The 13355-nt window shown below is 33.1% G+C and carries 13 protein-coding genes; 4 read left to right on the top strand and 9 right to left on the bottom strand.

Features of this window, described 5'->3' with window-relative positions; translation table 11 throughout:
• Window positions 1–272: 272 nt before the first annotated feature.
• The 3 genes from EQG68_RS07795 to EQG68_RS07785 all read left to right on the top strand — a co-directional run bounded on the left by EQG68_RS07795 (window position 273) and on the right by EQG68_RS07785 (window position 2417).
• Window positions 273–782, top strand: coding sequence for a hypothetical protein (locus EQG68_RS07795; protein ID WP_129464251.1), 510 nt, complete (start codon window positions 273–275; stop codon window positions 780–782).
• Window positions 783–908: 126 nt separating this feature from the next.
• Window positions 909–1856: a phosphoribosylaminoimidazolesuccinocarboxamide synthase gene (locus EQG68_RS07790; protein WP_129464250.1), complete on the top strand. Its 948-nt coding sequence runs from the start codon at window positions 909–911 to the stop codon at window positions 1854–1856.
• 165 nt (window positions 1857–2021) lie between these two features.
• Window positions 2022–2417: an ankyrin repeat domain-containing protein gene (locus tag EQG68_RS07785; RefSeq protein WP_129464249.1), complete on the top strand. Its 396-nt coding sequence runs from the start codon at window positions 2022–2024 to the stop codon at window positions 2415–2417.
• A gap of 60 nt (window positions 2418–2477) precedes the next feature.
• Here the strand turns inward: EQG68_RS07785 and EQG68_RS07780 are convergent, their stop codons facing one another.
• From EQG68_RS07780 to EQG68_RS07770, 3 genes are all read right to left on the bottom strand, one after another.
• Complete coding sequence (locus tag EQG68_RS07780; protein WP_129464248.1) at window positions 2478–3749, bottom strand: adenylosuccinate synthase; 1272 nt, start codon at window positions 3747–3749, stop codon at window positions 2478–2480.
• A 55-nt stretch (window positions 3750–3804) separates the two neighbouring features.
• Window positions 3805–4275: a Fur family transcriptional regulator gene (locus tag EQG68_RS07775; protein WP_129464247.1), complete on the bottom strand. Its 471-nt coding sequence runs from the start codon at window positions 4273–4275 to the stop codon at window positions 3805–3807.
• A 96-nt stretch (window positions 4276–4371) separates the two neighbouring features.
• Window positions 4372–6597 (bottom strand): RelA/SpoT family protein, encoded by a 2226-nt coding sequence (locus EQG68_RS07770; protein WP_129464246.1) that lies wholly within the window; start codon window positions 6595–6597, stop codon window positions 4372–4374.
• Window positions 6598–6755: 158 nt separating this feature from the next.
• Between EQG68_RS07770 and EQG68_RS07765 the strand changes: the two genes are divergently transcribed.
• Window positions 6756–7175 (top strand): RDD family protein, encoded by a 420-nt coding sequence (locus EQG68_RS07765; RefSeq protein WP_129464245.1) that lies wholly within the window; start codon window positions 6756–6758, stop codon window positions 7173–7175.
• A gap of 51 nt (window positions 7176–7226) precedes the next feature.
• Here EQG68_RS07765 and EQG68_RS07760 read toward each other — a convergent pair whose 3' ends face one another.
• The 6 genes from EQG68_RS07760 to EQG68_RS07735 form a co-directional block, all read right to left on the bottom strand.
• Window positions 7227–8009, bottom strand: coding sequence for a TrmH family RNA methyltransferase (locus EQG68_RS07760; RefSeq protein WP_129464244.1), 783 nt, complete (start codon window positions 8007–8009; stop codon window positions 7227–7229).
• Between the two features lie 74 nt (window positions 8010–8083).
• Window positions 8084–9418, bottom strand: coding sequence for a DUF58 domain-containing protein (locus EQG68_RS07755; protein WP_222845207.1), 1335 nt, complete (start codon window positions 9416–9418; stop codon window positions 8084–8086).
• 11 nt (window positions 9419–9429) lie between these two features.
• Window positions 9430–10437, bottom strand: a complete 1008-nt coding sequence (locus EQG68_RS07750) for an AAA family ATPase (RefSeq protein ID WP_129464243.1) — start codon at window positions 10435–10437, stop codon at window positions 9430–9432.
• Window positions 10438–10463: 26 nt separating this feature from the next.
• Window positions 10464–11666, bottom strand: coding sequence for a DUF4350 domain-containing protein (locus EQG68_RS07745; RefSeq protein ID WP_129464242.1), 1203 nt, complete (start codon window positions 11664–11666; stop codon window positions 10464–10466).
• Window positions 11666–12421: a DUF4129 domain-containing protein gene (locus tag EQG68_RS07740; RefSeq protein WP_129464241.1), complete on the bottom strand. Its 756-nt coding sequence runs from the start codon at window positions 12419–12421 to the stop codon at window positions 11666–11668. Before EQG68_RS07740 ends, EQG68_RS07745 begins: the two co-directional genes overlap by 1 nt.
• The gene (locus EQG68_RS07735; RefSeq protein ID WP_129464240.1) at window positions 12414–13355 is read right to left on the bottom strand and encodes a hypothetical protein; all 942 of its coding nucleotides are present in this window, start codon (window positions 13353–13355) and stop codon (window positions 12414–12416) included. The genes EQG68_RS07740 and EQG68_RS07735 overlap by 8 nt, the downstream gene beginning before the upstream one ends.

Genomic DNA, 13355 nt, shown 5'->3' with positions numbered 1-13355 from the left:
CAATTAGGTATTGATTTTGCTACATCAATTATTCCGGGTTGGCATACAACTATTTATCCATTATGGATGATTATATTTTTTACAGTTTTATTATTTCTTATTATTTTTGGAATATTGTTTTCTACCTATTATATATTTAAACAGTTTCTTAATCTATTTAAAAAAAACTGACACTGCTAAATAATTGATTTTTAGTGTTTAAGAAAATATTTATATTTTTGGCACAATATTTGGCACACCACTTTTAATTAACATTAATTAATAAATTAAAAATGAAAAAAATCTTTTTAGTATTCAGTTTGTTTACAGCAAGTTTTGCTTTTTCACAATCACAAAAAGTAAACATTACGCCTGACAATTCTTGGTTTAAAGCTGGTTTAAAAGCTGGTTTACCAATGGGTGATACTGCCGATTTTAGTTCTTTTACAGTTGGAGCCGATGTTAGAGGTCAGTACTTGGTTACACCACATTTTGGAATTGGTGTTGCATCAGGTTATAATCACTTTTTTGGAAAAGATGGAGGTGAAGACTTCGGTTTAATTCCTCTTGCAGGTTTTGCCCGTTATTATTTTCAAACAGAAGGTGTTTTTGTTGGAGCAGATTTAGGTTATGGATTTTTAACTAATGTTGATAACAACAGTGGAGGAATGTATGTGAGTCCACAAATTGGATACCACAACAAAAAATGGAACATTTATGGCTTCTATCAACATTCGTTTACCGAAAATGATATTGATATTCAAGCAATTGGAATTGGAGCAACGTATAACATTATGTTCTAACTATTCTCAAAATAAATTTTTAAGGACGGTAATGCCGTCCTTTTTTTTATGCAAATTTTTAAAGCTTTTCATGAATAAAAAGTGAGTTATAATTTCTACTTTTGCACTTCACAACAACACACAAAAATGAACACAATTACAACTACTAATTTCAATTTTCCAAATCAAAAATCCGTTTACCGAGGCAAAGTCAGAGAGGTGTATAACATTAATGATGAAATTTTGGTCATGATTGCCACAGACAGACTTTCTGCATTTGATGTTGTCATGCCAAAAGGAATTCCGTATAAAGGTCAAATTCTGAACCAAATAGCCACAAAGTTTATGCAATTAACGCAGGATATTGTTCCGAATTGGTTGATTGCAACTCCGGATCCTAATGTGGCAATCGGACATTTATGTGAGCCTTTTAAAGTTGAAATGGTTATCAGAGGTTATTTGTCCGGTCATGCAGCCAGAGAATATGCAGCAGGAAAACGATTACTTTGTGGTGTAGAAATGCCCGAAGGATTGAAAGAAAATGATAAATTCCCCATACCAATTATTACTCCTACCACTAAAGCAGATAATGGTTCACACGATGAAGATATATCTCGGGAAGCCATTTTAGCAAAGGGAATTGTTTCTGAGGAAGATTACATCGTTTTAGAAAAATATACCAGAGCTTTGTATCAACGGGGAACTGAAATTGCCGCTTCACGAGGATTAATTTTAGTCGATACCAAATATGAATTCGGCAAAACAAAAGATGGAAAAATTGTATTGATTGACGAAATTCACACTCCAGATTCTTCTCGTTATTTTTATGCTGAAGGATATGAAGAACGACAGAATAATAATGAAGATCAAAAGCAACTTTCTAAAGAATTTGTTCGAAGATGGTTGATTGAAAATGGATTTCAAGGAAAAGAAGGACAGCAAATTCCAAATATGACGGATGATTACATTGAGTCTGTTTCTGATAGATACATTGAATTATATGAAAACATCCTTGGTGAAAAATTTGTAAAAGCAGATATTTCAAATATTCAATCGAGAATTGAATCAAATGTTTTGAAATTTCTTCAAAAATAAATTTCATTTCATAAAAATATTTAGCCAGGCACTTTGCTTGGCTTTTTTTATACAGTAGTGTTAAAAAAATGTTATATAAAATTAAAAATGTAACAATTATAAATTGCTGTCGTCTATTACTATATCAATCATCAAAAATCAATCATTAATCAAAAAACGAACATCATGAAAAAATCAATTGTTTACTTAGGAATTGCCCTTTTGGGTTTTGGTACATTAGCAAATGCTGCTAACAACGGAAACTTAACTGCTTCAAAAACGGAAGTTAGTGTTTATGCAAAATATTACGCCACTCCACTTTGTGTGGCAATAAGTAAAGGGGAAGTTGAAGTAGTTAAAAAGTTCATCGAATATGGTGCTGATATTAACGAAACAACAAACGGATTAACTCCATTAATGTATGCAGCCCGCTACAATCAAGTTGAAATTATCAAATTGCTTTTAGAAAAAGGAGCAAATGTTAAAACTAAGGATGAAAGAGGTTTAACCGCCTTGAATCATGCTGAAAATTCAAAAGCTACAGAAGCGATTGAACTTTTAAAAAATCACGCAAGAAAATAAAAATTGGTTTAGGTTAGTTGTAAATTAAAAATCCCATCTTTTGATCAGATGGGATTTTTTTTATTTTAAGATAGTTTGTTTTCTATCCGGTCCAACAGAAACCACTTTGATAGGAACTTCAACTTCTTTTTCAATAAATTCAATATATTTTTTTAATTCCATAGGAAGTTCTTCATACGAAGTCATTCCGGTTAAATCAGCTTGCCAACCTTTCATTTCAGTATAAATCGGCTCTACATTTTCCGATTCAATAGTATAGGGAAAATGACTTATTTGTTGACCTTTGTATTTATAAGCAGTACAAACTTGTAATGTTTTAAATCCTGAAAGCACATCGCCTTTCATCATATACAAAGCAGTTACACCATTTACTTGAACGGCATATTTCAAGGCAACTAAATCTAACCAACCGCAACGTCTGGCTCTTCCGGTAACGGAACCAAATTCATTTCCAACTCTTGCCATGGTTTGGCCGTCTTCATTAAATAATTCGGTAGGGAATGGCCCACTACCAACTCTTGTTGTATAGGCTTTAAATATTCCAAAAACATCTTTCACTTTGTTTGGTGCAATACCTAATCCGGTGCAAGCTCCCGCTGCTGTAGTGTTGGAAGAAGTTACAAAGGGATAAGTTCCGAAATCAATATCTAATAAAGAGCCTTGTGCACCTTCACATAGAATTGATTTTCCGGCTTTGATGGCTTGGTTCAAATATTCTTCACTATCAATGAAAGAAAGTGACTTTAAAACTTCGATGGAAGCGAAAAATTCGTCTTCCATTTCTTTTAAATCGTATTGCAAATCCACATCATAAAAAGAAATCATCGCTTCATGTTTGTCCGCTAATGATCGGTAACGTTCTTTAAAATCAGCGAGTTCAATGTCGCCAATTCGAATACCGTTTCGACCGGTTTTATCCATATACGTTGGTCCAATTCCTTTTAAAGTAGAACCAATTTTTGCTTTTCCTTTGGATGCTTCAGATGCCGCATCCAATAATCGATGTGTAGGAAGAATTAAGTGTGCTTTTCTGGAAATCAATAATTTAGATTTTACATCCATGTTGAATTTTTCCAATCCCTCTAATTCTTTTTGAAAAACGACAGGATCCATTACTACGCCATTGCCGATAATATTGATGGAATTAGCGTGAAATATCCCAGAAGGTATGGTGCGTAAAACGTGTTTAATTCCGTCAAATTCTAGTGTATGACCTGCATTAGGACCGCCCTGAAAACGAGCAATAATGTCATATTTTGAAGTGAGTACATCTACAATTTTTCCTTTTCCTTCGTCGCCCCATTGCAGGCCGAGCAATAAATCTACAGTCATTTTTTTGTTGGTTGTTTTGTTTAGAGAATTTTTCTCGAATTTAGTTGTGTTATGTTTATTCAGAAGGAACTATTGGATTATCAATAGTTGCCGCTTTTTTGTTTCCGTATAAATACAGAGAATGATTATGTATTTCAATTCCAAAAATTTCTTCAATCGTTTTCTTAATTTGTTGTATTCTTGGATCACAAAACTCAATTACTTCACCTGTGTCAGTCATAATAATATGATCATGTTGTTTATCAAAATACGATTTTTCATAATGAGCTTGGTTTTGTCCGAATTGATGTCTTCTCACTAAACCACAATCTAACAGTAATTCGATTGTGTTGTATAAAGTAGCACGACTCACACGATAGTTTTTGTTTTTCATTTTAATATACAACGATTCGATATCAAAATGCTCTAAACTATTGTATATTTCTTGTAGAATGGCGTATCGTTCGGGAGTTTTACGATGTCCTTTTTCTTCCAAATATTTGGTGAAAACGTTTTTTACAATATCTTGATTTTTGTTGTTTTCCATTGGATTTTCAATATCTGCAAAGATACATTTTTTTTATGTTTTGACATTTTTTAAACACCTATTTCAATAAAGATTATCAACAAAAAATGTCAATAATTAATTCATTTTAGCGTTAGTAACGCGTGTAACTTTATCAATGCCATCTATTTTTTTGATGTTCTCAATTAAGCGTTTTAATATGGTATTGTTTTGCACCACAACCGTAACTTGACCATTAAAAATTCCTGCTTCTCCACTTAACGAAATACTTTGAATATTCACGTGCATTTGATTGGAAATCACCTTAGTAAGTTCATTAGTTAATCCTAACGTATCCATCCCTGTAATTTTTAAAACGGCTTTAAAATCTTCTTGAGACGAATCAATCCATCTGGCTTGAATGATTCGATAGGCATAATTGGATTGTAAGCTGATGGCATTCGGACAATCTTTTTTATGGACTTTAATTCCATCATTAATGGTTAAAAATCCAAATACATCATCTCCCGGAATGGGATTACAGCAACCCGATAATTTGTAATCTAATTTGTCTTGTTCTGCTCCAAAAACGAGCATATCAAAATTTTTACTCAGCTCATATTTTTGTATTTGCTCCGGGGCAACACTAGGTGAACGTTTCATTTTTTTGAAGAAATTCATTAATGTGCTGCTTTTCTGAGCTGCAAAATCTTTTAATTGTTGGTTGTCTATCGTTCCAATTCCAACTCTGTAAAACAAATCTAAACTGGTTTTTAGCTTAAAATAAACCACTAATTCATTAATGGTCGTCTCGTTTAAGGTTATTTTTAAATGGCGAAGTTTTCGAGTCAGCAATTCTTTTCCGTCTTCAGCGATTTTCTTCGTGTCTTCGTTGAGTACATTTTTGATTTTATTTTTGGCACGAGACGTAGTAACATAATCCAACCAATGTGCATTTGGTTTTTGATTGGGAGAGGTAATCACTTCAATTTGATCTCCGCTATTCAACACATGATTAAGCGGAACCAATTTTCCGTTTACTCTTGTTCCCCGTGTTCTTACACCAATTTCTGAGTGAATACTGAAGGCGAAATCCAAAGAAGTAGCTCCTTTTGGTAACGATTTAATTTCTCCTTTAGGTGTAAATACATAAATTTCTTTAGAATATAAATTCAACTTAAAATCTTCTACAAAATCAACCGCATTCGAAGTTGAATTTTCTAAAGCTTCTTTCAATAAATTAAGCCAAGTATCCAGTGTGTTTTCCTCCGAAATACCCTGTTTGTATTTGTAATGGGCTGCATATCCTTTTTCAGCAATTTCATCCATTCGTTCACTACGAACCTGAATTTCTACCCAACGTCCTTTTGGTCCCATCACGGTGATATGTAAAGCTTCATAACCCGTTGATTTTGGTGAAGAAATCCAATCACGAAGTCGGCTCGGACTCGGACGGTAATGGTCGGTTACGATGGAATAAATCTTCCAGGCAATGAATTTCTCATCATGTGGATTGGATTTATATACAATTCGTAAGGCAAATTTATCATACACTTCATCAAAAGAAACCCCTTGAGCCAACATTTTTCGGCGAATGGAATAGATAGATTTCGGTCGACCTTTAATTGTGTATTCAATTTCTTCTTCGTCAAGTGATTTTTTTAACACATCAGAAATAGAAGTAATGTAGGCTTCTTGCTCTTCTTTACTTTCTTTCATTTTACTGACAATGTCAGCATATACATCCGGTTCGGTATATTTTAAACCCAAATCTTCTAATTTCGATTTGATGTTATATAAACCTAATCGATGGGCGAGAGGAGCATAAATATAAAGCGTTTCAGAAGCAATTTTGGCTTGTTTATAATCCACCATCGATTCCATCGTCTGCATATTGTGCAAACGGTCTGCCAATTTGATAAGAATTACCCGAACATCATCGTTTAGTGTAAGCAACATTTTACGGAAATTCTCAGCTTGCATCGAAATTTCCTGATCAGTTTTTACTTTGGCAATCTTAGTTAATCCATCTACTAATTGAGCAATTTTCGGATTAAACATTTTTTCAATTTCAGCAACTGTAATAGGGGAATCTTCTACTACATCGTGCATTAAGGCAGCGGCAATAGCAGTGGCTCCCAAACCAATTTCGGAAGCAACAATTTTAGCGACAGCAATAGGATGGAAAATATATGCTTCTCCGGATTTACGCCGTTGGTCTTTGTGGGCTTCAACCGCCACATCAAATGCTTTCCGAATTATTTTTTTGTCTTCCGGAGTAAGTGTTTGATAACTAATGCGGAGCAGTTCTTTGTATTCCTTAGCAATCGCCTTATTTTCTAATTCTAAATCCAATTCAGTCATAGCAATTTCTTAACTTACTAAAAGTAGATAATTGATTTGAATTGTGCAAGTGTGTTTGATAGATATTGTAACTGAGATGTTTTTCTGTAAAAAAGGCAGATATTTTGAATAATATTTTAGTGTATTTATCTTATTTTTGAAAATCATATTAATTTTAAATGAGAGAAATTCAAACGAAGCCAAATTTGTTTAAGCGTTTTTTATCAGCATTAATTGATTATTCAATTGTTTTTGGATTTTTTTATACTTATTTAATGACTTTTGGGACAGAAACATCAGAAGGATATGTTGTTACAGGATTTCCGGCATTAATTCCGTTGTTTTTTTGGTTTTTTTATATTGTTTTATTGGAAGTTTTTTATGGTGCAACTATTGGAAATTCAATTGTAGGTTTAAAGCCGATTTCTTTAATTAATCACAATGGCGAACTTTCATTTAGTCAATCTATTAAAAGACATTTGTTAGATCCCATTGATATGTTTCCATTTGGATTAATAGGAATATTAACTATTTCAAATACGGAAAAAAATCAACGTTTAGGAGATTTGTGGGCAAAGACAACTGTAATAAATACCTAATGGAGTAGTTAATTGAAAAATTTGTTAAAGAATTGTATTTAATAAATTATTCTAAAACCCCCTTTGCCTTTTTGCTTCAAACAACAAAATAGCCGCCGCCACTGAGACATTCATAGAATCAATTTCGCCTTGCATAGGGATAATGATGTTTTGAGTGCTTTCTGATCGCCAAGGTTCGGTTAGTCCTGTTGCTTCTGTACCAACGACCAAAGCTGTAGGAGTAGTGTAATTTTCTACATGATAGGAATTCGAATTTTGTAAGGTTGCCGAATAAATGGCAATGTTATGTTTTTTTAAATAAGCAATTACTTCTTCGGTCGAACCCAATGCAATTTGATTGGTAAACAGACAACCAACACTCGAACGAACCACATTTGGATTGTATAAATCACTTTTTGGGTTGGCGATAATCACGGCATCAATGTTTGCCGCATCGGCAGTTCGTAACAAAGCTCCGATATTTCCGGGTTTTTCAATTCCTTCGGCCACTAAAATGAGTGGGTTTTCAGATAATTTTAAATCGGATAGTTGATGCGATTTTGATTTGGCAATGGCTAAAATTCCTTCCGTTGTATCGCGATAAGCTAACTTTTGATACACCTCTTTTGAAATTTCTATACAATCCGAAACGTTGAATTTTTTTAATTCTTTTACTGATACTAATTCAGGTAAAAATAAAATGGTTTCAAGTTGATAACCTCCTTTTACAGCCAATTCAATTTCGCGTTTGCCTTCCATTAAAAATGTACCGGTTTGTTTGCGGGTTTTGGCTTTTTCCTGCAATTGAACAAGTGATTTGATGAATGGGTTTTGTGCGGATGTGATGGTTTTCAAGTAAATGAATTTTGGTTAACAAAGATATGTAATTTATGTTTCAGATAACTGACAACCGACAACTGATAACGGTCCTACAAAATCCCTCTCGCTTTAATTTCCAAATATTTATTAATCGTATCCAACGTCAAATTTTCAGGCTGAGTAAGCACAGAATAAATCCCGTACTTTTTAAGTTCATTGACGATTAAACGTTTTTCAAACATGAATTTTTCGGCAATCACTTTGTCGTACATTTCTTGTACGGTTTCGGCTTTTTTGTGAATGAGTTCATTGAGTTCTGTATTTTGAAAAAACACCACCACAAGTAAATGATTTTTAGCAATTCCTTTTAAATAGGGGAGTTGTCGATGCAAACCATCTAGCGTTTCAAAATTGGTGTAAAGCAAAAGTAAACTTCTTTGGTTGATGTTTTTCTTCACATCAGTATATAATCGGCTGAAATCGCTTTCAAAAAAATCGGTTTTGATGTTGTATAAACATTCCATAATCAATTGCATTTGCGAGGAACGTTTTTCGGCAACAACTCTATTCTCTACTTTTTTGGAAAACGTAAACATCCCGGCTTTGTCGTGTTTTTTCAGAATGACATTGGATAAAACCAACGTAGCATTGATGGCATAATCTAATAAACTCAAACCGTTAAATGGCATTTTCATCACACGACCTTTATCGATAATCATGTAAACCGATTGCGATTTTTCGTCTTGAAATTGATTGACCATCAAACTGTTTTTCTTAGCAGTTGCTTTCCAGTTTAAGGTACGAATGTCATCCCCTTGAATGTATTCTTTGATTTGTTCAAATTCCATCGTGTGACCAATTCGGCGGATTTTCTTCACACCATATTGAAACAAATTGTTAGAAAAAGCCATCAAATCGTATTTCCGTAACTGAATGTAGGATGGATACGTAGGCACCATTTGATCTTTATTGAACGTAAATCGTCTGGAAATTATCCGCAAAGGCGAAGAAATATAGACATTCAAATTACCAAAAACATATTCACCACGCTCCACAGGACGGAGGAAATACTGAATATCATCTTGTGAAGAAGCTTTTATTTTTCGATTGATTTCGAAATTTCGCACTTGAAACTGAAATGGAATTTCGTCAATTATTTTGGCATAAACAGCAAATGTGTAATAGTTTCGGGTAGAAACACTAATCGGATTTTCATCACCGTTGGAGAGTTTTTCAGCTACAATTCGAGTAGATTCAATTCCGGTTTTTGCGGTAAATAAAATGATAACATCCAAAAGAAAGAACGATACCGTAATCAGTAAAAAATACCAAGCTACATTATAAAAAACAGGGAAAAAGAAACTCAATACAAATGTTGCTACAATGCCTCCCAGCAAGTAGAAAAAGAAATTATTAATGTAAAGCTGTTTAAACCCTTTTTTCAAAACGAATGATTTTATCTGGGAATCTCAATAGATTCAATGATTTGTTGAATGATTTCTTTACTGGTAATGCCTTCCATTTCACGTTCAGGCGTCACGATTACACGGTGTTGTAATACAGGAATAGCCGCCTCTTTGATATCTTCCGGTGTTACAAAATCTCTTCCGCGAAGAGCCGCAAAACCTTTGGCAGCGTTTAAAATGGCAATCGAAGCACGAGGCGAAGCTCCTAAATATAAAAAGCCATTTTCTCGGGTGTTTACAACCAATTTGGCAATGTATTCCAATAAATTAGGTTCCACCAAAACTTGTTTCACCAATACCTGAAATTGTTGGATTGCTTCTGCTGTCAGCAAGGATTTAATATTTCCTAATTTGTTTTCACTCAACAAGGCGTGTTCTTTTTGAAGAATGTTGATTTCTTCCTCCAATTTTGGATAATCGATGTTGATTTTAAATAAAAAACGGTCCAATTGGGCTTCCGGCAAACGATAGGTTCCTTCCTGCTCAATGGGGTTTTGAGTGGCAATTACCAAGAAGGGTGCTGACATTGTGTATGTTGTACCGTCCATTGTGATTTGGCGTTCTTCCATCACTTCGAATAAAGCGGCCTGCGTTTTGGCAGGAGCACGGTTGATTTCGTCAATCAAAATTAGATTGGAAAAAATAGGTCCTTTTTTGAATTCAAATTCTGATTTTTTTAAATCGAAAACAGAAGTTCCTAAAATATCTGATGGCATCAAATCAGGTGTAAATTGAATTCGGCTGAAGCCAATACTCAAGGTTTTGGCTAATAATTTTGCTGTTATGGTTTTGGCTACTCCGGGAACACCTTCTAACAATACATGACCGTTTGAAAGTATTGCAACCAACAATTGATCAATCATTTTATGTTGACCTACAATGACAGTGTTTAATTCTTGTTTAATGGTTTGAATACTTTCCTGCAAAGGTTTGAGGTCGATGCGGGATTCAAAGTTGACGGTTTCGTCTGGTTGTGATGGGATTAGGTTTTCTTCCATATATCAATATTTTTTAATTCAATTTATTATTTGCTTTCTAGAATCTTTTCAATTACGTTGTTTAATTCAATCAAATCGGCTTCGGTGCTTTTGAATGTTTTGCGTTGACGTTTGATGAGCAAAACTGCTTTCTGAATTAGAGTAATATCTTTTCCGGTTTTTTGATGTACTTTTTTGATAAAATCTTCGTCTAAATTTTGTGTATTAATTAAATAATCTTGTCTCAGTTTTTCAAGGAAATAAATAATCTTCTTTTCCATGATGGTGTCGTGATTTCCTTCTTGAAAATACAAATTTCCAATCGTTTTTGTAAAATCGACAGTTGTATTTTCCAATGGTTTGATAATCGGAATTATCCGTTGTTTCCGTTTGGCATTAAAAATCATAAAGATAATCATTCCGATTAAAAACACATACCACGCCCATTTTAATCCTTCATGACTAAGGATGAATCGAAGTGGTGATTCAGATGCGGTACTGTTGTAGGTTTTATTAGGATACCAAAAAATATTTCCTTTTGGAATATAGGATAAAACTTTTTCGGCATACAGATAATTTCGGTCTTTCAGCAAATAATAGTTAGTAAATGCAAAAGGTTGTGTATGAAGGTAAAAATGGCCATTGCCATAATTAATTTTTATAAAATTTACATAAGTGGAATCTTGGGTTTTATGATAGCCTAATACAGTTGTTTTTAAAGTGTCGAAAGAGGAGAAATGATAACCTGAAACACCCATTTTCATTTGATATTCTTTGTCGTCAACTTTCTTGTTGGCCAAATACGTTTCTATTCGATCTTTAAAGTAATGGTTTTGTACAGCAATCCCTAAAGAATCAACCAATTTATTTGAAAAGTCATTCATGCTCAAAAACGCATTATTTCCATGCGAAACAAAGTATAAAATTTCTTCTGCTGAGGATTCATCAATATTATCGTAATTATCAATTGCTAAAAATGTACCTTTTATTTTATATGTGTTTATGAGCGTATCAAAATCATAATAGGCATCAAAAAATTCATAAGGTGTTACTTTTATTTCTGTAATAGTATCACCTTTAAAGAAATTCTCTTTTTCTTCCTGAAAAACTTTTAGTCCAAATGGAATTTTTGATTTGATATCAAAACTTGGCATCCAGTTTATAGGACGAGGACGATTGGCATCCACGACGACGATTAATGCCATCATAGCAACTAAAAATACGATGTATATTTTAATAGTTCTACTCATCAGAAGGATTTGATAATTTTTTCAAAAGCGGATTTGGCTTTTTCGAAGGTTGGTTCGTCTAATTCAAATTCGCCATACCAAATGTAATTGTACAGATAGGAAACGTATTCAAAATCTGATTTGAATAGGGGTTCTTTTAATTCATACAAATAGTCAGAATTTGTTTTTTCTATATCCCATTCAATCATGTTTTTATAGCTCATTTTTTTTAAAAGCCACAAATAGTAGTAACGAATGCTCAATCGTTGTTCACCGGATTTGAGTGTTTCTTTGATGAGCTTTTCAAAATCAACTAAGTGAATATTTTTTTCAACATCTTTATAATGAATGACTTTTTTATCCGAAGATTTTCCAAAAATCCATTGTCCTTCATCATTCATGATTGATTTTACAATTAAATAAATGACAAAAACAATGAGTAGTACGGCAAGAGATTTAATCAAAATATCTACAACTTTTCCGGAAACGGTATCGCTGCTGAGATTAAAAAGATTTTTAAAAAAATCGGCTAACCATTTTTTAAAACGATCCCACCAATTCGATTCTTTTACAGCTTGTTCATAAATGTAATCGCTGTCTTGGTAGTTGTCTTTAAAGTTTTCTTCAAAGCTTCTGGTTTCAATAGTTGAAGAATCGATTTTAATATCCTTTTCGGTAAAAATGATTTTTTCTTCAGTTACTTCGAAAGTCAACGTATCTTGCGAAAAAGAATTTAGGCAACTGAGTAAAAGGATTATGTAGAGGATTTTATTCACTTTCCGTTCCTATCAAATCAATATCGTTAATAGTAGTTCTATTTTCATTTTTTTCTCTTAGACTGTAGTAAATAATACCACTGTTTACCACCAATAAATTGTTTAAAATATAACTGAACAGCATGGCTAAACACATAAAAACGACCATCATAATGGAAAGGAACGATAGAGATTCTTCCGGTGAGCCTTGGTTTTCAATACTGGTAAAAACAGACGCAATCCCAATTATATAAGGAACCATCGAAAAAATACTGATGACAATTTGAACAATAAAATACATCACAATAGTGGATCCAATAATTGGCCAAAAATTTTGTTTTAGTTTCTCAAAACCTTTTCCCATAGCCTCAAAAATACCAATCTCGGCATTCAGGTATTCATAGAAACTCAATTGAACAAAGGCTAAAAGAGCCGGTCCTAAAATGATTAATAATAGAAATCCAACTAAAACAAACATCAATGCTACGACCAATCCCATCAAAATCAAACCGGCGGTAATTCCCAGAAAAAAAAGAACGAGTAAAAAAATGAGCATTTTACCGAATTTTGATTTTAATTCGGCTATAATTTCTTTAGATTCAAAATGGTTTCCTTTGTGTTTGTCATATAAAATCATGTACACAACCGGATATGCATAATTAATAAGTGATATAAACATTATCAACAAGAAAAAAAGCAAGAAAACGCCAATAATTAATCCAATATTATTGTTGAAATAATCCTCCAAAAAATTTGGAGCTGACGAACCGATGTTGGCAAACATCATTTCAAAATAGACTTTAAAAACAAAATAAGTGAGGACCATTAACAGAATCAATAATGTTCCATTAATAATAAAATAATTTTTAAAAAAGTGTTTTCCGGTTATTCGAAAGAAGGAAAACGTATCACTAATGTAATCGCTAAAATTTCGTTTTTTGAAAAGTTGGAACAT

This window comes from Flavobacterium piscinae (assembly GCF_004122145.1).
Classification (GTDB): domain Bacteria; phylum Bacteroidota; class Bacteroidia; order Flavobacteriales; family Flavobacteriaceae; genus Flavobacterium; species Flavobacterium piscinae.
This window is presented reverse-complemented; position numbering and strand designations above follow the sequence as displayed.